Source organism: Eubacterium sp. BL-380-WT-2B (assembly GCF_009696115.1).
Lineage (GTDB): Bacteria > Bacillota > Clostridia > Eubacteriales > Eubacteriaceae > Eubacterium > Eubacterium callanderi.
The window spans coordinates 1-19,449 of record NZ_VUMP01000007.1 but is presented as its reverse complement, the minus strand read 5'-3'; the positions used below and the strand labels follow the sequence as shown (position 1 = coordinate 19,449).

The 19,449-nt window shown below is 45.3% G+C and carries 19 protein-coding genes, 1 rRNA gene and 1 riboswitch; of the genes, 12 read left to right on the top strand and 8 right to left on the bottom strand.

Annotation, left to right across the window (positions count from 1 at the left end):
• Nucleotides 1-65 precede the first annotated feature (65 nt).
• Complete coding sequence (locus FYJ53_RS14475) at nt 66-665, bottom strand: nitroreductase family protein (protein ID WP_013379283.1); 600 nt, start codon at nt 663-665, stop codon at nt 66-68.
• Between the two features lie 171 nt (nt 666-836).
• Here FYJ53_RS14475 and FYJ53_RS14470 point away from each other — a divergent pair, with 171 nt between their 5' ends.
• Entirely contained in the window at nt 837-1,277 is a 441-nt protein-coding gene (locus FYJ53_RS14470; RefSeq protein WP_148427543.1) for a hypothetical protein, read from the top strand.
• Nucleotides 1,278-1,331: 54 nt separating this feature from the next.
• Here FYJ53_RS14470 and FYJ53_RS14465 read toward each other — a convergent pair whose 3' ends face one another.
• From FYJ53_RS14465 to FYJ53_RS14455, 3 genes are all read right to left on the bottom strand, one after another.
• On the bottom strand, nt 1,332-1,832 hold the full coding sequence (locus tag FYJ53_RS14465; protein WP_148427545.1) for a hypothetical protein: 501 nt from the start codon (nt 1,830-1,832) through the stop codon (nt 1,332-1,334).
• Nucleotides 1,833-1,998: 166 nt separating this feature from the next.
• Nucleotides 1,999-2,664: an orotate phosphoribosyltransferase gene (gene pyrE / locus FYJ53_RS14460; RefSeq protein WP_148427547.1), complete on the bottom strand. Its 666-nt coding sequence runs from the start codon at nt 2,662-2,664 to the stop codon at nt 1,999-2,001.
• A 66-nt stretch (nt 2,665-2,730) separates the two neighbouring features.
• The gene (locus tag FYJ53_RS14455; RefSeq protein WP_148427549.1) at nt 2,731-3,825 is read right to left on the bottom strand and encodes a hypothetical protein; all 1,095 of its coding nucleotides are present in this window, start codon (nt 3,823-3,825) and stop codon (nt 2,731-2,733) included.
• Between the two features lie 331 nt (nt 3,826-4,156).
• Here FYJ53_RS14455 and FYJ53_RS14450 point away from each other — a divergent pair, with 331 nt between their 5' ends.
• The 8 genes from FYJ53_RS14450 (at nt 4,157) to FYJ53_RS14415 (ending at nt 10,778) form a co-directional block, all read left to right on the top strand.
• Nucleotides 4,157-5,191, top strand: coding sequence for a methionine ABC transporter ATP-binding protein (locus FYJ53_RS14450; RefSeq protein ID WP_038354119.1), 1,035 nt, complete (start codon nt 4,157-4,159; stop codon nt 5,189-5,191).
• Nucleotides 5,181-5,840, top strand: coding sequence for a methionine ABC transporter permease (locus FYJ53_RS14445; protein WP_013379289.1), 660 nt, complete (start codon nt 5,181-5,183; stop codon nt 5,838-5,840). The genes FYJ53_RS14450 and FYJ53_RS14445 overlap by 11 nt, the downstream gene beginning before the upstream one ends.
• A gap of 20 nt (nt 5,841-5,860) precedes the next feature.
• Nucleotides 5,861-6,694 (top strand): MetQ/NlpA family ABC transporter substrate-binding protein, encoded by an 834-nt coding sequence (locus tag FYJ53_RS14440; RefSeq protein ID WP_013379290.1) that lies wholly within the window; start codon nt 5,861-5,863, stop codon nt 6,692-6,694.
• A gap of 168 nt (nt 6,695-6,862) precedes the next feature.
• Nucleotides 6,863-7,717, top strand: a complete 855-nt coding sequence (locus FYJ53_RS14435; RefSeq protein WP_038354118.1) for a shikimate dehydrogenase — start codon at nt 6,863-6,865, stop codon at nt 7,715-7,717.
• Nucleotides 7,718-7,730: 13 nt separating this feature from the next.
• Entirely contained in the window at nt 7,731-8,312 is a 582-nt protein-coding gene (locus FYJ53_RS14430; RefSeq protein WP_038354117.1) for an HDIG domain-containing metalloprotein, read from the top strand.
• A 91-nt stretch (nt 8,313-8,403) separates the two neighbouring features.
• Nucleotides 8,404-9,456: a nicotinate-nucleotide--dimethylbenzimidazole phosphoribosyltransferase gene (cobT, locus tag FYJ53_RS14425; RefSeq protein ID WP_038354116.1), complete on the top strand. Its 1,053-nt coding sequence runs from the start codon at nt 8,404-8,406 to the stop codon at nt 9,454-9,456.
• Between the two features lie 30 nt (nt 9,457-9,486).
• The gene (locus FYJ53_RS14420; protein WP_013379294.1) at nt 9,487-9,924 is read left to right on the top strand and encodes an ACT domain-containing protein; all 438 of its coding nucleotides are present in this window, start codon (nt 9,487-9,489) and stop codon (nt 9,922-9,924) included.
• 200 nt (nt 9,925-10,124) lie between these two features.
• Nucleotides 10,125-10,778 (top strand): TetR/AcrR family transcriptional regulator, encoded by a 654-nt coding sequence (locus FYJ53_RS14415; protein ID WP_013379295.1) that lies wholly within the window; start codon nt 10,125-10,127, stop codon nt 10,776-10,778.
• 59 nt (nt 10,779-10,837) lie between these two features.
• Here the strand turns inward: FYJ53_RS14415 and nudC are convergent, their stop codons facing one another.
• From nudC to FYJ53_RS14395, 4 genes are all read right to left on the bottom strand, one after another.
• Nucleotides 10,838-11,665 (bottom strand): NAD(+) diphosphatase, encoded by an 828-nt coding sequence (nudC, locus tag FYJ53_RS14410; RefSeq protein WP_038354115.1) that lies wholly within the window; start codon nt 11,663-11,665, stop codon nt 10,838-10,840.
• 213 nt (nt 11,666-11,878) lie between these two features.
• Entirely contained in the window at nt 11,879-13,297 is a 1,419-nt protein-coding gene (locus FYJ53_RS14405) for a glutamate decarboxylase (protein WP_038354114.1), read from the bottom strand.
• 80 nt (nt 13,298-13,377) lie between these two features.
• Entirely contained in the window at nt 13,378-15,015 is a 1,638-nt protein-coding gene (gene gadC / locus FYJ53_RS14400; protein WP_013379298.1) for a glutamate:gamma-aminobutyrate antiporter, read from the bottom strand.
• 192 nt (nt 15,016-15,207) lie between these two features.
• A complete protein-coding gene (locus FYJ53_RS14395) occupies nt 15,208-16,746 on the bottom strand; it encodes a GGDEF domain-containing protein (protein ID WP_227206249.1) in 1,539 nt (512 codons plus the stop codon).
• A 414-nt stretch (nt 16,747-17,160) separates the two neighbouring features.
• Here FYJ53_RS14395 and FYJ53_RS14390 point away from each other — a divergent pair, with 414 nt between their 5' ends.
• From FYJ53_RS14390 to FYJ53_RS14380, 3 genes are all read left to right on the top strand, one after another.
• A complete protein-coding gene (locus tag FYJ53_RS14390) occupies nt 17,161-18,093 on the top strand; it encodes a magnesium transporter CorA family protein (protein ID WP_013379302.1) in 933 nt (310 codons plus the stop codon).
• A 71-nt stretch (nt 18,094-18,164) separates the two neighbouring features.
• A riboswitch (FMN riboswitch) is annotated at nt 18,165-18,295 on the top strand.
• Between the two features lie 88 nt (nt 18,296-18,383).
• Nucleotides 18,384-18,947 (top strand): ECF transporter S component, encoded by a 564-nt coding sequence (locus FYJ53_RS14385; RefSeq protein WP_013379303.1) that lies wholly within the window; start codon nt 18,384-18,386, stop codon nt 18,945-18,947.
• A gap of 416 nt (nt 18,948-19,363) precedes the next feature.
• Nucleotides 19,364-19,449, top strand: a 16S ribosomal RNA gene (locus FYJ53_RS14380); the annotation flags it as partial.

The following is a 19,449-nucleotide window of genomic DNA, read 5'->3' as shown; positions in this document are numbered from 1 at the left end:
CAGGTGTTGACTGTAGTATAGCATATTTTTTGGAGGAATTCTGTTGCATCAGCAACAAATGCATTTTAGTAGAAAACTTTTAAGCGTTCTGATAGTGGTTGGAAATCCTTATCGCCAGGCATGGCAGTGGGTTCACCAAAAGGCATCTGTGCTCTTAAACGCCAGGAATCAGGAAGTTTCCACTCTTTTTTGACAGCTTCATCGATAAGAGGGTTGTAGTGCTGAAGGTTTGCGCCCAGGCCTTCAATTTCAAGGGAATTCCATATTGAGAACTGAAGCATACCATTAGCCTGCTCTGCCCACACCGGGAAGTTATCTGCGTACAGTGGAAATTGCTCTACCAGACTGTCTGTAACGGTATCGTCAATAAAGTAAAGGACCGTTCCGTGGCCGGCTTTAAAGCTGTTAACCTTGTCCTCGGTCGGTTGGAATTTGTTTGCAGGCACCTTCTGACGGAGTGTCTCCATCACAATATCCCAGAGCTTGTCGTGCTGTTCGCCAAAGAGTAAAACGACTTTTGAGCTCTGGCTGTTAAAGGCAGAGGGTGTGTGCTTGATGGCGTGACCAATCACTTCTTCGATTTTATTGTCGGAGATCGGGCTTTTTTTGCTGATGGCATAGAAACTGCGGCGGTTTAAAATCGCACTGTAAAAATCTTTTGACATAATGTATTCTCCTTTTAATTTAAATTTATATACGAAAATAATATTTTAGAATAATTATTATTTAAAAATATACCCGGTTTATAAAAAAAATAACACTGGAGAATAAAAATATAATGTGATTTTAAAAAAATTGTGCTACAATTGGTCAGGAAAAGTATGGAGGTGGCAGCTATGGAAGCAGCAGGAAGAAAAGTTTTAAAGGTTGGCGGGATTTTAATGGCCGTCATAGGCGTTTTTGGCGCTGTTATCGCCGTTTCCGGCATCATTGGCTATAATAACATGGATCCGTCCATGGCGGCGGATATGGAGAAGATCATGGGCGTTACCATCAGAGATCTATCAGTTAATCTGATGGTGAGCACAGTGATCTGTGTTTTTGAGCTTGTGGTGGGAATTTTGGGCGTCGCTTTTTCTAAAAAAGCGGAAAAGGGTGCGCTGTGTTTTATTCTCGGCATCGTCATTATTGTGTTTCAGGCGGGCTCTGTCATTTACGGCAGTCTGCGGACCGGCTTTACAGCGGATATGATCCTTACCCTGGTGGCAGGGCTGATCATTCCGGGAGTTTATACCTTTGGAGCCTGGAGAAATATGCGCTCAGCACAGCAGGCATAAAAAAACGTCCCCGCGGGGACGTTTTTTTAGTAAATAGGAATTGAACCGTCTGGTTTACGCCAGATATTCTTCTTCCTGATTGTTGCGCATGGAGAACAGGAAGAACGGCTGAGTAATGGCAAAAATAATGCTGAGTACCAGGAATAAAACAGCGTTTTCCGGTTTATACATGCGGTAGAGACGGTATAATGCACCGAAATAATAAACGGCATAGGCGATGGGGAACAGCCAGCCAATGAATGGAATCATGGAAAGCAGTCCGCTCGCAAATGGCAGCAATGGCAGGAATACATGGGCGTATGGAATGACCCATGAACCAAATGCGACCTTTTCGTTGATGATTTTACCCATCAGGTAAGTCTTGGCGATGGGAATCCAGGCCAGCCAGGGGCTGTCAAAACCGCGGTTTTTGGCCATCTGGTATAAGCTGAGTGAGTTAAAAACATAGCAGACGATACCAATAACTAAAATGATCACGAAGTAAGCGGCCAGAAAAGATAAAATAATAGCAGCAACACCCGCATCGGTTGAAGAGTAATAAATACTATCGGACATGTGATTTCTCCTTTCATATATTTTAGAATATCTCTAATTAAGTCCATTGTAGCATCTTATGTGAGTGAAAGCAATATGATTTTAGAAAAAGTGACTTTTGGGGGATTTAATATGAATTTAATGAACGGTATAATAAAAGCTCCGGAGGTTTCCGGAGCTTTTCGGGTTAGATCCCGTTTTTGTCAAGATGATCTTCCATACGTTTTTTCATTTCGTCGTCGATCACGATTTTTCCGTCAATTTCGTAATTGTAGAGATGGGCGATGATATCCCGTACCGTTACAATCGGGTAAGTGATAATGCCAAAATCTTCTTCAACTTCCTGGATGGCGCTTTTGTCATTATTGCCCTTTTCCATCCGGTCGACCGAAATGATCAGGGCGGTGATGTCGACATCAGCAAGGCCCTTGAGCAGTGGAACGCTCTCGCGGACAGAGGAGCCGGCAGTGATAACATCCTCGATGATGATGGCCTTATCGCCGTCCTGGGGCTTGTAGCCGATAATGCTGCCGCCTTCACCGTGGTCCTTGGCTTCCTTGCGGTTAAAGCAGTAGGGAATGTTGACGCCGTGGTCTCTGTAAAGGGAAACCGCGGAGGTGATAACGAGCGGAATACCCTTGTAAGCAGGGCCGTACATAAAATTCATCTCCCCGATATTTTCTTTGATGCAGGCTGCGTAGTATTCGCCCAGCTTTGAAATCTGTTCGGCGGTTTTATAGTTGCCGGTATTGATGAAATAAGGTGTTTTACGGCCGCTCTTGGTCACGAAATCGCCAAAGGTCAAAACGCCGGAGCGCACCATAAAATCGATAAAGTCTTCTTTGTAACCCATAGTATCCTCCAGATAATTGTTTTCTAAATAAAATTATATACGATATCTGCCCGGGTGGCAAACAGTTTATCCGTTGCCGAGCAGATGGCGCTCCAGATTCACGACAAAATCCTGGATATTGGTAATAAAGGATTCGCTGCTCAGACTGCCCCGGTCTTTAAGCTTGTTTACCACAAATTCAGAGATGTCAACGGTGTAGAAGTAGACAGGCCGGACCACGCCGCCCACCAGCTGGTAAGAGGGTGTCATATTGCCGGTCGCGATGGTGTGAAGCTGGGTTGCGAGACAGATGACGGTGGTTGCCCTGCGCGTATAAGCCCGCATGGCGTCCTGGGCTTCATAGACATCGGAATAGACGCCAGGCAGAGGGCCGTCGTCACGGATCGAGCCGGCCAGTACCAGGGGAATGTCCTTTTTCAGACAGGCGTGAACAATGCCGTCGCGGATGTTATAGTCATGGATCAGGTTTTTAAGCGATCCGGAGGAGCGGGCACGGTTAATGGTTTCGATATGATGGTAATGGCCGTTTTTACAGCTGCATTTTGAATAAATGTCCTGCCCCAGAGCGGTATGAAAAAAGCTTGCCTCCAGATCATGGGTTGCCAGGGCATTTCCGGCAAAAAGAGCGTCGACGTAACCGGATTTTATGAGCGATGACATGGCGTTTCGGGAATCGTAGTCGAAGGCGACTGCCGGTCCAAGCACCCAGACCACGTAGCCATGGTCCTTTTCGTAGCGCAGCAGGTCGTAAAGCCGGTCATAATCGCTGGAAAAAGCCGTCTCTCTGGAATTGTTCATCCGAAAGGCAAAATTGTCCGTATTGTCCTGGAAATTCCGGTTAAAGGCATTTTGGTGGACATAGACGCCGGTTTCGCCGTTGTCGCTGCGGCCGATGACAACCGCGTCGCCTTTTTTGACGTTTCGGAATTCGACTGCGTGGGGAAGTCCGTCCTTAATGACGACAACACAGTCCATCCGGCTTTCACGGATCAGAATCCAGTGGCCGTTGATCTTGAAATATTCAGGAAAAATGGAGGTTGCGTAAAAATTTTCTGGAACGACGCCGTCCATGGGGGCGGGCTCGGTATGAACGTCCGGAGAACCGGCAAAATGCTCTGTGTGAAAGTCAGGTGGGATATATTCAGGTAATTTAAACATCATTTTAATTCACTCCTAATTGATAGCCATAAAATAGTATTCCTTTTAAAGCTCATTATAGCACTTTAAAATCAGGGATTCAACGCAGAACAAAAGGCATGGACGAATATTTTTCAAAAGTATTGACAAAAGTGAAAAGAATCTTTATAATAAAAACATATAAAACATATATGAATAAATTTATATGAATATTGCAGGTTTTGCACTTGAACGCTGTATACCTTGACAAAGGCTTTAAATCTAGAATATAATTGTAAAAGTGTATCCTTTCAATACCATATGGAAGAGTACGAAATGATATTTGAAAAATCAAGCTTTTTGAGAGGAGGTAGAAATGGAAACACCAATAAACAAACAGGCGCAGCCCATCATTGAGATACGGTCTTTGGGGAAAACCTTCCATACAAAAAGTGGCGATGTGAAGGCTTTGGATGATATTAATATTACCATTCATAAAGGCGATATATTTGGCATCATCGGCATGAGCGGCGCTGGAAAAAGCACGCTTGTGCGCTGTATGAACCTGCTGGAGAAACCAACCGAGGGCGGCGTTTTAGTGGACGGTGAGGATATTTCGCAAATATCGGAAAAGGATCTTCGGAAAGTACGTTATTCCATGGGGATGATCTTTCAGCAGTTCAACCTTTTGGAACAGCGGACTGCCGAAAAGAATATTTTATTTGCACTTGAAATCGCGGGGTATGACAAGTCCAAGGCCAAGGGGCGCGCGGCAGAGCTTTTAGAGCTCGTCGGCCTCAGCGACCGGGCGCAGTCTTATCCTTCCCAGCTGTCCGGCGGGCAGAAGCAGCGTGTTGCCATCGCGCGTGCGCTGGCCAACAACCCGAAGGTGCTGCTGTGTGACGAAGCCACCTCAGCTCTTGACCCCACCACCACACGGTCGATCCTCACACTTTTAAAGGATATAAACAAGCGTCTGGGCATCACCATTGTGGTGATCACCCATGAGATGAGCGTGGTGGAGGAAATATGCAGCCATGTGGCCATTATTGATAAGAGCCATATTGCCGAGCAGGGCAGTGTGGAGGAAATATTCACCAATCCAAAAACTGCCATTGCCAGGAGAATGATTTTCCCGGACGGTGAAAACCTCACTGGCCACGTCGGCAAGAACTGCTGCCGCATCGTCTTTGACGGAAGCTCGTCCTACGATCCGGTAATAGCCCGGATGATTCTGGAATGTAAGGCGCTGGTCAACATTATGTATGCGGACATGAAAAATATCGACGGCATTGCCCGCGGACAGATGGTCATCCAGCTGCCTGAGGACAGCACAACCGCCAGCAAGGTGCTGAATTATCTGAGATCCAATGGATTGACTGTGGAGGAGGTGCCGGACTATGTGGGATAGCACAATGATTAATATGATCTGGTGGGGCCTGCTTCAAACCCTGTACATGACTTTGGCATCTACCCTGATTTCCTATGTGCTGGGAATCCCGATGGGGGTTATTTTGGTGGCCTGTGACAAGGATGGGGTTAAGCCTCTGCCCATTGTCCATAAAATTTTAGACATTATTGTTAATATTACCCGTTCCATTCCGTTTTTGATCCTGCTGATCGCGGTTATCCCGATCACACGCTTCATTACCGGTACCACCATTGGCTCCAATGCGACCATTGTGCCGCTGGTTATGGCGGCTGCGCCGTTTATCGCGCGTATGGTGGAATCCTCACTCCGTGAGGTGGATAAGGGACTGATTGAGGCGTCGCTTTCTATGGGAGCCAGCCCTTTCCAGGTAATCTGCAAGGTGCTTCTGCCGGAGGCCAAGCCTTCGCTGATCGTGGGCGCAGCCATTTCGACCACCACCATCCTGGGCTATTCAGCTATGGCTGGTATTGTGGGCGGCGGCGGCCTCGGTGATATTGCCATCCGTTACGGGTATTACCGTTACGAGAACGGCGTGATGATTGTGACTGTTGTACTGCTGGTTCTGGTGGTTCAGGTATTCCAGGAAATCGGGATGAAGATCGCTGAAAAGCAGGATAAGAGAAAATAATTTCCAGGAGGAAAAGAAGGATGAAATTTAAAAAAGTATTGTCTGTACTGGTAGCGTTAGGCCTTGTGACGGTGATGGCCGCAGGCTGCAGCTCTTCCGGCGGGGGATCAGCCTCTGGCTCGGATGATAAAACCATCGTGGTGGGCGCATCGCCGACCCCTCATGCTGAAATTCTAAAAGCAGCTGAAAATGTTCTGAAGGAAAAGGGATATACGCTTAAGATTACTGAATTCCAGGATTATGTGCAGCCGAATATGGCGCTTGAAAACAAAGAGCTGGATGCGAATTACTTCCAGCACAAGCCTTATCTGGATGAATTTAACGAAAAAAATGGCACTAAACTGGTATCAGCCGGGGCAGTTCATTATGAACCACTTGGTTTATATGCTGGAAAAACAAAATCGCTTGCTGAGCTGAGTGATGGCGCAACCATTGCGGTTCCAAACGACACAACCAATGAAGCACGCGCTTTGCTGTTGCTGGAAGCGAATGGACTGATTAAATTAAATCCTGATGCTGGACTGTCCGCTACACCTAAAGACATCACAGAAAATCCCAAAAACTTAAATGTTCAGGAGCTGGAAGCCGCACAGCTTGGCCGCTCCTTACAGGATGTTGACATGGCTGTCATCAACGGCAACTACGCATTACAGGCAGATTTAAAGGTTACTGACGCTTTAGCCAAAGAAGAAAAAGATTCTGAAGCTGCCCAGACCTACGCTAATGTTGTAGCAGTCCGCGAAGGCGATGAAAACTCTGACAAAACCAAAGCCTTAATGGAAGCCTTAAAGAGCGACGATGTGAAAAAATTCATCGAAGATACCTACCAGGGCTCTGTTGTATCAATTTTCTAAAGCTCGAATCTGAACAGGAGACACGCCGGTGGCGGTCTCCTGTTTTTTTATAAGGTTTATTCAAAGGGTATTGCCGCGATACCCTTTGAATTTTATATAGTCCATCCTCTTTAGAAAATTTGTGCTATAATAGCAATAACGATTTGATAAAAGTGAGGAATAAGCGTGATGGTAGAGATTACAGGAACAACACAATTGATCTGTCTGCTGGGGAGCCCTGTGGCCCACAGCGTATCGCCGGCAATGCATAACATGGCCTTTTCGCTATTGGGGCTGGATTATGCCTACCTTGCCTTTGAGGTTGGCGAGACGCAGCTGGCAGAAGCCGTAAAAGGGCTGAAGCTTCTGAATGCCCGGGGCTGGAACCTGACCATGCCAAACAAGACAAAAATGTGTGAGCTGGTCGATGAGCTCTCACCAGCGTCGCAGCTCATGGAGGCTGTCAACACGGTCGTCAGCGAGAACGGTGTATTAAAGGGCTATACGACCGATGGCAGCGGCTATATGCGGATGCTGCGCGAATATGGCGTGGATGTTATCCATAAAAAGATGGTGCTGGGCGGGGCCGGCGGTGCGGCCCGGGCAATTGCCATACAGGCGGCCCTGGATGGTGTGGCAGAAATTGTGATCTTTAACCGGAGCCTGGACAAAGCCGTTAAAATCGCCGATGATATCAACAGGCACACTGGCTGCATCGCCTCGGCCTACAGCATTGCGGACACCGCTCAGCTCAGCAAAGCGCTTGAGAGCGCGGCGCTGTTCACCAATGCCACCCAGATTGGCATGGCACCAAGATCCGGTCAGTCGGTGATTGAGGACAAAAGCCTGCTCCATCCCGGGCTTGTGGTATCTGACATTGTATACAACCCCAGAGAAACCAAGCTTCTAAAAATGGCGGAGGAACAGGGCTGTAAAACCGTCGGCGGTCTGGGCATGCTGCTCTGGCAGGGGGCAGACGCTTTTAAACTGTGGACCGGACACGAAATGCCGGTATATGACGTCCAAAATAAATATTTTAAATAACAGGAGGCAGAATATGTCAAAAATGTTAACCCGAAATGAAGCCCTGGCGCTTCTGAAGGAATACAATGAGAGTGACGCGCTGGTAAAGCACGGCCTGGCGGTAGAAGGTGTTATGCGCCATTTTGCGCGGAAATACGGCGAGGATGAGGAAAAATGGGGAATCGTCGGACTCCTCCATGACCTGGATTATGAAAAGTATCCGGATCAGCACTGTGTAAAGGTTCAGGAAATTATGCAGGAGCGTGACATCGACCCCGAAATCATCCGGGCAGTGGCCAGCCATGGCTATGGAATCTGCGTGGATATCGAGCCACAGTCGCAGATGGAAAAGGTCCTTTACACCATTGACGAGCTGACGGGCCTGGTCAACGCCACGGCCATTATGCGCCCGTCTAAAAGCGTGCTGGATCTGGAGACCAAGTCTGTTAAAAAGAAGTTTAAAAGCAAAGGGTTTGCCGCAGGCGTCGACCGTGAGATCATTAAAAAGGGCTGTGAGCGGCTGGAAATGGACCTCGGAGATGTTATTGAGGAAGTGATCCTGGGGATGCGTGAAGTCTGCGACGCCATTGATCTCAGAGGCGAGGTCGAAAATTAACCCGAATTCGCATGAAATCATCTTTTATCGCACAAGCGGTAATGCTATAATACTATATTAGAAAAAGAAATTAACTTGAGAGGGAAATAAAATGAGTTTATTACAGGAAACCCTGGATAAAATCCAGAAAATTGACGAAGCGGCCAAAAAGCAGTCGAGAGAACGCATTGACATCCTTTTAAAACCAGTGGGAAGCTTAGGTGTTCTGGAAAATATTGCTGAACAGCTTTCAGCCATTACCGGAGAGGTCATCCCGGATATTAAGAAAAAGGCAGTGCTCTGCTTTGCAGGCGACCACGGTGTGTGCGACGAAGGCGTTTCTGCCGCGCCGCAGGTATTCACAGAGCTGATGACCCCCATGATCGCGGCCTACAGGACAGGTGTCGGCGTGCTCAGCCGCCTGGCAGGCGCCGATGTTTTCGTCTATGATGTTGGCATGATCCCAGACCTTCCGGCAGACTGTGAAGCTGTGGATAAGAAAATCCGCCGCGGCACCGCCAACATGCGCAAGGAACCTGCCATGACCCGTGAAGAAGCAGTCAAAGCGCTGGAAATCGGCATTGAAGCCGCCAATGAAGCCATTGAAAAAGGCTATAAGGTTCTAGGAACCGGTGAGATGGGCATTGGAAACACAACCCCAAGCACTGCGATTTTTGCCGTTTTGGGCGATGTTGATCCAGAGGAAATTACCGGTGTGGGCGCCAATCTTTCAGAAGACCTGACAAAAAACAAAGCACAGGTTATCCGCGATGCTATCGCTTTAAACAAACCGGATAAAAACGACCCGGTCGATATCCTGTCAAAGGTTGGCGGTCTGGAAATCGCGGCCATGACAGGCGTCATGCTCGCAGGCGCGGCCTGCCATGTGCCGGTTGTGGTTGACGGCTATATTTCTACCGCATCCGCCGCCATTGCCATTGCCCTGAAACCAGAGGTCAAGGATTACCTGATCTGCTCGCATGCTTCTGATGAAAAGGGCGCAAAATTTGGTTCAGAGCTGTTGGATTTTGCACCGTTTTTACACATGGATATGCGCCTGGGCGAAGGCAGCGGGGCTGCGCTGGCTTTTTATCTGCTGGATGCCGCAGTTGCCATGAACCGCGATATGGCCACCTATGCAGATGTTAATATGGACGTTGTTTAAAAAGGAAAACAGAGAAACAGGAGGCAGAATATGATCAGACAGGTATCTGTATTTATACAAAACAGAGAAGGCCGCCTGAGCGAGATGCTCAAGGTATTAAAGGCCGAAGACGTTAATATCCGTTCCTTAACCATCGCGGAGACCGCTGACTACGGCGTTGTCCGCCTGATTTTACAGAATACGGATAAAGGGCTGGAGGCGCTCAGAGAAGCGCATATCATGGCGAATGAAACAAATGTCATGGCGGTTGAGATTCCAGACCGCCCAGGCGGAATGAGCGATATGGTTGAGCTGCTGACAGAAGGCGGCGTCAATATTGAGTATGCCTACTCCTTCCTGCCGCAGAACACCTCCAACGCCATTATCATTTTTAAGATTGATGAAGACGACGACGAAAAGGTGCGGGAAGTCTTTGACAAGGAGCCCCACGCCAATCTTCTGGAGAGTGATGAGCTGCTCATGAAATAAAAATAAAAAACAGTGTTGCCTCCTCGGAGTCAACACTGTTTTTTATTAAGATAAAATCTCGTAAAATCAAAGCTTTCTTATTTTTTTATGGACTTTTTTTCAAAAAATAGATATAATAAAACCAATATCCAATTTTAATAGTGAATAAATAATTTTTACAGTAAAAACCCCACCCCAAATTAACGAGAAAGGAACTGTTAATGGTAGCTAAATCAAAAAAAGGGACGCTCACCAAACAGAACATTATTAATGCAGCCAAGCAGCTTTTTTATGAAAATGGCTATAATAAAACAGGTATCCAGGATATAGCGGATTATGCTAATGTAAAGCTGGGAACAATCACATATTACTTTAAGAAAAAAGATGATATGATTTCTGATATTTACAATACCTTTTTTATGGCGCTTTATGATTATGTTTCTGAAGCGTCAGAAAAAGACTTGAACCTTTACACCAAGTATTGCTTTACACTGGTGCTGTATTACAATGCGATTCTATCCGACCCCCACAATACTCTGCTGTATTACGAGGTGCTGGTTAAGGATGTGGATAATGGCGGACGCCTGTCCATCACCAAAACACTTAACCGCTCATGCCTTGATTTTTTAAACAAATCCTATACAGACGAGGACTTGGATGTTATTGCAATGGCTGAGTTTGGTTCCCGAAAAGAACTGTTCATTAACTACTATGAACGCGAGATTGAATTTGGAAAAGACCAGATGTGCTTTTATTTTGTAAAAACACTTTTCAGACTGATGGATCTGGACGGAGATATGATCCAGAACACCATCAAGCAGGCTTTTGATTTTCTGAAGAATAAAAATCCAGAGCATATCCGGTTTCTGGTTTAAACAAAAACCAACCCGTATCGCCACGATACGGGTTGGTTTTTTATGATGTACGAGTCCCTTTAGTAAAGGCCATTTTTAAACTGCATCATCATCTCATTGGTGAGGCTGAAGCCATCAGCCTTGACCGGCATCTCGTCGCGCGTAAACCATTCGGCAACCGCCAGTTCATTTTCATCCAAAGTGATGGTATCGTCACCGTCCAGGTCTGCAAAAAAGCCAAAGAGAAGAGAATCTGAAAAGGGCCACGGCTGGCTTTTATAATAGCGGATGTTCTTTACCTTAAGGCCGACCTCCTCCATGACCTCGCGCTTGACCGTTTCCTCAATGGTCTCGCCGATCTCGGCAAAGCCAGCGAGCAATGCATATTTTTTAAAAGCCCGCCCGGCATATTTTGACATGAGGATACGGTCGCCGTCTGTCACTGCGACGATGACAGCAGGGGAGATTTTTGGGTATTCCAGATTGCCGCATTCCGGACAGTAAAGCATGCGCTCATTGGCGGCAGGTTTCATGGGCTCGCCGCAGCGGCCGCAGAAACGGCGGTTCCGGTACCAGTTATACAGCTGGTAGCCGACCAGCCCGGCATAGGTCAGGTAGCGGGGGCTTGTGCGGCGCAGGACCTGCATGTTTTCGAGATAAAAGTCCTCGTTAAAAGCAGCCTCAGGCGCTTCGGAGAGGTAAAAGGTGTCCTGGCCCACCGAAAAAAGATAGGCATAACGCCCGCCCATGTCCGGTGGGATGTCCGAAAAGCGGGGAAAGGAAATGGCTTCATCGCTGTGCCTGAGAAGAATGTAATCCTCCTTGTACCATAAAATATAAGCATCCTTTTTTGGCGGGGCTGGTTCATATTCATTTGCCAGCCGGTAAGGTTCAATGTCCTGTATCATGATTTTACTCCTTTGATGCTGTGAAATGGCGTAGGGCGTAGCCGCTGCGTCTGCTACTAACTATACCACAACAGCGCCTGGACGACAATGCAGCCATTAAAAAACAACCCGCATCGCTGCGATACGGGTTGTAGTGGATTAGAGGAGTGGATAGGAGACACTCCTGTTCTATTGGTTAGGAGAGGAAAACATCAAACGGTTTTGATGTTCTTATTAGTGCGTAAAACCATATACGCCCTTGTTGTTAACCTGGTCGCCGCCATGTGGCAGAATGTGTGCTTCGTCCAGTTCCTTGATCGCACGGTTCATGTCTTCCATGAGCAGAACGCCAAGCTGTTCACTTAAGTCAGCACGGACAACGACTCTCTGGATAATGTCGTCCTGTAAGTTTTCCGGCAGTGGATAAGCCGGTACCTGCCAGCCCTTCATGCGGATACGGTCAGCAAGGTCATATAAGTTCCATTCTTTATTTGCGTCTTTTTTCATCTTCCAGCAGACGATTGGTAAGTTGGAGCCATCGTTGTAGATTTCAAATAAACCGGTTTTTTCCAGTTCTTTAGAGATATACATGGCAACGTCTCTTGTTCTTTCGTGAATCTTCTTGTAGCCTTCATAGCCATAACGTAAGAAGTTGTAATACTGTCCAATGATCTGGCTTGCAGAGCGTGAGAAGTTAATGGCCATTGTCGGCAGGCTGCCGCCTAAGTAGCTGACGCTGAAGATCAGTTCCTTCGGCAACCATTTTTCATCTCTCCATAATACCCAGCCAATACCTGGATATACCAGGCCGTATTTATGACCGGAAGTATTGATGGAAACAACATTTTTAAGACGGAAGTCCCATTCCAGGTCTGGTTCAATAAACGGTGCAAACATACCGCCGGAAGCGCCGTCGACATGGATGTAAATTGGGAATTTAGGGTTTTTCTTGTTATAGTCTTCGACTAAAGTATCCAGAGCTTTGATGTCGTCAAATTTACCAGTGTAGGTAATCCCCATGATACCGACAATACCGATGGTGTATTCATCAACGAAATCCATAACGGTATCCATGTTCATGCTCATATGCTGTTCATCCAGGGGTACGAGACGCATTTCGATATCCCAGTACACACAGAATTTTTCCCAGCATACCTGATAACCAGAGGAGATAACCAGGTTTGGCTTTTTAGCTTTTACATCTAAGCCCTGCTTGATCGCATTGTTACGCCATCTGAATTTCATGGCCATACCACCAAGCATACAAGCTTCGGAAGAACCTACGGTAGAGGTGCCTAAGAATTTTTCATCATCCGGTGCATGCCACAGATCAGCAATCATATTGACACAACGGTTTTCGAGTTCAGTTGTCTGAGGGTATTCCGATTTATCAATCGCATTTTTTTCAAGTGTTTCAGCCATGATTTTTGTAGCTTCTGGTTCCATGTAAGTCTGGCAGAAGGTGGAAAGGTTCAGTCTGGCACTTCCTTCATCCAATAAGTCATCTTTGATTAAGCGGTAAGCAACCTCCGGTTCAACTGGGTCCTTGCGAAGTTTGTATTTGGGTAAGGGTTCATCACTTGCTTCTGTACCAAAAATTGGGGTTAAGTAGCGATCCTTTAATTTGTCCTGATCATCTTTTGAATATAACATTTTGATTACCTCCTAAAAATGTTTGAATTAAATTTATTTATGTCAAGCCAATGATAATTGACGACACAGCGTAAAATAAGTTATTTTTTAGTGGACAGCTTGTCCGCTTTGCTCGTTTGAGCGGTCTGCGCTGCAGCTGCGGCCTCCTGGGCTGGGTCAGCAATCGGCGCGGTTTCCTGATTCATGTAATCTTCAGGATCTGGGTTAATATGATGTTCGCCACGGCCTCTTAAACTGATGTAATTGAAATGACCTGGACGGTCTGCCATGGTAACATGCTGCGGTTCTTTAATCTTCTTGCCCTTCTTATCATGCAGTGCGTAAATGATGAATGGTACGATAACAGCCAGGATAAAACTGATCATCAGAACCGTTTCGTATTTTCCGTCGTTTGTCGCTGCAAGCTGAGATGGCGGGAAGAAAGAGATAATAAAGGTAGCAACCGACATAATCAAGCCGATGCCTGCCAGAATGGTCTTACCAGCTGTGCCGCCAGGTACCTGGTAAGCACGTTTGAGATCCTTGTGTTTGTAGACAAGAACAAAGTAGCCGATAAAGAAGAGAATATAACCGACCAGATAAAGCACAACGGTCAGTGAAATTGCAGTTAAGAATGAAATGTTTGCGCCGCCGCCGCCAAAGGTCAGAACAGCTGCCCAAATGGTGACGATAACGCCCTGTACCATAATCAGCGGAACAGGAACATTGTGTTTGTTGACTTTTTTGAAAACACCAGGTAAGATACCTTTTTGTGCTGTGGTGTAAAGACCTCTTGAAGGGCCGACAACCCAGGCGCTTACTTCGCCCATAACGCCGACCGCAATCATGCAGGCAATGATTTTAACCAGCCATCCAAGATGTGGATTAACATGATTCATCAAAGCGGCGAACGCCTGGACAACACCAGAGTTCATGCTTAATTCGCTTGCCGGAACGGAAGCCGCAACCGCCATACCACCGATGGTGTTTAAGATAATGGCCATAATGACCAGCATAAACATGGCCAGCGGATAGTTCTTGTTGGCGTTCTGCAGCTCATTGACGTGTGAGGCAGAAGCTTCAACACCCATGAAGGCCAGAACGAATGAAGCGAAAATTACCAGCGTATTGATTTTAGAAAAATCAGGAATGAATGCTTTTGCGCTGATTTCGACATTCAGCGGACCGCCGGTTGTAAAGTAAGCAATCGCCAGACCGAAAAGAATAATGGCCGGAATAATGATCCCGACAATCAGGCCGACTTTTGAAATGATCGCGGTGTACTTGGTTCCGCCGAGCTGAGAGAAGGTCAAGGCCCAGAAGACAACTAATACGCCGATAAACTGTATGGTCGGATTGCTGCTGAGTGCAGGGAAGTCAAACACATACGAGAATGCGCCGAGAATGAAATAAATCATGGTGACAAAACCGACGGTTATTTGGAACCATTGAAAAAAGATTGCGGCAAAACCCCATCGTTCACCAAGTGTATTTCCGACCCAGGCAAAAATACCACCGTCCTGCCAGCCATCGACCGTCGCCATTTCAGCGGCGCAGAGAGCAACAGGAATGAACCATAAAAATCCACCAAGTAATAAGAAAAATACAAGCTGGAAACCAGATGATGCAAAGGTTGGATATTCATAGACCGTCATAACCATTGAAGCAGTAATGGCAAAGAAGCCAAATAAGGTTAAGGTCTTTTTAGGTCCAGTGCTTTGCGAACTTGGTTTATTCATGTGAGAAACACCTCCTAAAAAATGTTCTTTTGGTTTACGGTTAATTACTTACCCGGCGAAATTTTGGTTTAAACAAAAAAGAAGAAAAAAGTAAAAATAAAAATTTTTATTTTAAAAATGATTGAAAAACGACAAAGATCCTTAAAAATCGCATTTAAGGCGATTTTTAAGGATCTTTTTGGGTAATTCGTCTCAATCTTCATGAAACAAATCAGCTTCTTTTTCATAGATAGCATAAGCGGAGGTCTCATTATGCTTGGCATCGTACATGGCCTCATCAGCCTGGCGTATCCACTGGCTGCGGTTAATGGTATCATCCTTGAGGAAAGTGATCCCCAGACTGGCAGAAAGATTGACAGGGTGCTCCCTGAGATTTTTAATATTTTCGATATTCCGAAGGATATTTTCCGCTAAATCCAAAACATCCTTTGGATTTGAATAATTATTGATAAATATCAGGAATTCATCACCGCCCAGACGGGCAGGGAAAACATTATCGCTGGCAATGCCCTTTAGAATTTTGGCCACAGCATTGAGTGCGGCGTCGCCCATATGATGTCCGAAGGTATCATTGATGGTTTTAAAACCGTCAAGGTCAAAAAGAAAAAGAGCCTGATTGTTGTATTTTCTGAACAGCGTGTCCATTGTGTGATAAATAGACTTACGGTTTGGAATGTTGGTCAGCCCGTCAATATAAGCCGACTTCTTTAAAAGTTCATTTGTTTTTACCAGCTCATGCTTGCTGATTTCCAGGGTTTCAGTCATCTGATTGATGTTGTCAGCCAGCTCGTGAAACTCATCGTCTCCTGGAATTTCACAGCGCACAGAAAAGTTTTCATGCTGAATCTGCTTGATCTTTTCGGTCAGATAGGTAAGAGGGTTTGTAATGGTTTTGGCAAGCTGAATTCCGATAAACAGAGCGACCAGTGTAATCGTCAATGTAGTGAGAAGCAGCATGGTCTGCAGGGTGTTGGCCTCTTTAAAAACCTCGGTTTGCGTCATACAGACAACCACGACCCAGCCAGAGGTAGGGATCTTTTCGTAATTGGCAATAACAGGGGTACCATCATAGTTATAGGTAAAGAATCCAGTGTTGCTCTTTAGTCGGTTGTTTTCAACATCGGATATGAACTTTTTCAGATCTGCGTCATTATTGAGGGCGTTCTCCTGACTTTCTTCTGAGGAGAGACCTTCCTCCATAATTGTAGAAAGCTGTTTGGCCTTGGAGTCCAGAATATAGACATAGCCGCTGTCGCCCACCTTACGCTGGCTGATCTGCTGGTTAATACTTCCAATACTGACATTGCGGTTTAAAATTCCGATGGGTTTTTGGGAAGTATCGTATATCTTTATGGCCAATGCGAGGCATTTACTGCCGTTGGACGGCGTGTCCACAACTTCATTGTAGGAATCCTTGTTTTGCTCAATCAATGTTTTGAACATGCTTGAATCCCTCACGTTTGTCCCCTGATAATTAGGGTCCGATGAAGCCACGACATTTCCGGACAGGTCGATGATTGAATTGCGATTGACAACGCTGTTTGTTTTAGCGCTGATGTTCAGGAGCTGCTGCGCCGGCTCCAGGAGCTCAGAGTTTGACGGATCGCTCAGACTCTTGGCGAAAGCGGGAATCTGAGCTGTGAATTCCAGATCATCCATTTGTGTTTTGTAAAACTCTTCCAGATAGTTGGCGATGGATTCAGAAACATCTGACAGGGCCTGCTTTCGCATCTCCAAAGAGCTTCTTGACATATAAATGCTTATAATGGAAGATAATATTAAAAGCGGTATCACCACTAACAGAATCATTAAAAGGGGGAGCTTTCTTTTTACTTTCAAAATATGTGTCACCTCCAGGAGATTTCTACCCAACTCTACTTTATTTTAACACAAGTTTAACGAGAGTAAAAATAAAAAAAGATTGACATTATTCTCTCAAACACGTATAGTAGGTAGAGGGCACAATCCTAAACAGTACCTTCATGTTTTATGTGAAGGTTTTTTCTTTGTGATAAGCCCTTAAGATACAAAAAGGAGTGATATTATGGACGCAGACCCTGGAGAGAAGCGCTTACTAAAATTGAATAATCAAGCGGTCATAATATCAGCATATATTTTGACCGCTTTCTAACGAGGGAGGTCAAAATGATCAATATTTACAAAACGATTGATGGAAAAATTGTAGAAATTGATGAAATTGAAAAGCATGCCTGGATTAACATGGTAAATCCCACAGAGGAAGAGCTTCTGTCAATTTCAGATCAATTAAATGTAGAAGAGGATTTTCTCCGTGCCGCACTGGATGAAGAAGAAATCTCACGTGTCGAGCTTGATGAGGATATGAATCAGGCATTAATAACCATCGATGTACCCATAGTGGATAAAACCTCACAGATGGTTTTATACAGTACCATACCGGTTGGGATTATCGAAACCCATGAGAACATTATAACGGTCTGTCTGCAAAGCAATACCATTATCGATGACTTTGCAAAGGGCCGGGTAAAGCATGTTTTTACAAATCTGAAAACCCGGTTTATTTTTCAGATGCTTTACCGTGTTGCGACCCGGTTCCTGGTTTACCTGAGACATATTAACCGAATGAGCACCGAAATCGAGAAGGAACTGCATCGTTCGATGAAAAACAAAGAACTTATCCAGTTATTGGATTTGGAAAAGAGTTTGGTGTTCTTCTCCACTTCATTAAAAGCGAACCAGTCCGTGCTTGAAAAGCTTCAGCGGGGGCGTGTCATCAAGCTTTACGAAGATGACCGCGAGCTGTTAGAGGACGTGCTGATTGAAGTGGAGCAGGCCATTGAGATGTCCAATATTTACAGCAATATTTTGAGCGGTACGATGGATGCTTTCGCGTCGATCATTTCAAACAACTTGAATATTGTAATGAAGGTTTTAACCTCCATTACAATATTGATGGCAATACCAACAATGGTCTCAAGCTTTTATGGAATGAACGTTTCGGGCCTGCCGTTTGCTAATTTTGGAGCAGTTGTGATTATCGTTGTGATCCTAACCGCTTTGGTAGCAATGATATTATTCAGAAAAAACATGTTCTCATAGCAATAAATTGTTCAAGCTGCTTGACAATATAGACGAATGGCGCTATAATGTATACAGAAAATTAAATGATATGTCTGTTTCAGGGCGAGGTGTAATTCCTCACTGGTAGTGATGTGCGAAGGAGCAATAAGTCTACGAGCCGAAAGGCCGATCTGGTTAGAATCCAGAACCAACGGTATAGTCCGGATGAAAGAAATTAGCACAGTTGATGCGCTTAGTATTGAGCCCTTAGGTACACAGACCTAAGGGCTTTTTTAATACGACCTGACAGACCCACAGGAGGTATCATCATGAACGTCAAAACGAAGACGATCACTCAAATGGCGGTATTGGCAGCGATGTCCATACTATTGGTCTACTTAATTCACTTTCCAATTTTCCCGGCAGCTCCTTTTTTAGAGTATGATCCGGCGGATATCCCCATTTTGATCGGTACATTTATGTTTGGGCCGTTAGGTGGCCTGGTTTTAACAGCGGTTGTCTCTATTTTACAGGGATTAACGGTAAGTTCGGCCAGCGGTATTATCGGCATTATGATGCATTTCTTTGCGACGGGAAGCTTTGTCCTAGTGGCAGGCAATATTTATAAGAAGCATCGTACACGGAAGGGCGCTGTTGTTGGACTGCTCTTTGGAGCCCTGGCAATGACGATCACAATGGTTATCTGGAATCTGATTTTCACACCGCTGTTTATGGGAACACCAATTGAGGCGGTTATAGCAATGCTCATTCCAGTCATTATACCATTTAATTTAATTAAAACAGGTGTCAATGCGCTCATTACATTTATTGTCTACAAGTCTGTATCAAAGGTGTTAGGCATGGAAATCAAAGAAACAAAGCTGGCTGAATAAGCCTGAATAAGCCATTGAGAAGCGAAATCTTCACGGATTTCGCTTTTTTTATAAAAAAAATCAAATAACCTATTGACAGTTCATAAAAAAGCTGATAAACTATGTCAAGTCGTCAGCAATAAGGCGCTGCTGATTTTGAGTAAAAGTCTTCGAAAAAAGATTTTGAAAAAAGCAAAAAAGCGCTTGACAACAGCCTGTGAGATGTTGTATCATAAACAAGCTGTCAAGGACGGCAGATGAATCTCTTCATTAGTATAGATAAAGAGGTTCGGGTCATAGAAAAGAGAATAGTACCATAAAACCTGAAATTCCAGCTGATGAAAATCAGCAAAGGATAAAACGCAAGTGCGATGAACACTTCAAAAAAATCATCACATGAACCAGATCAAGAAGCCGAAAGGCTAAACGATAAACTTTTTATTGAGAGTTTGATCCTGGCTCAGGACGAACGCTGGCGGTATGCTTAACACATGCAAGTCGAACGAGAAGGTTTTGAATGATC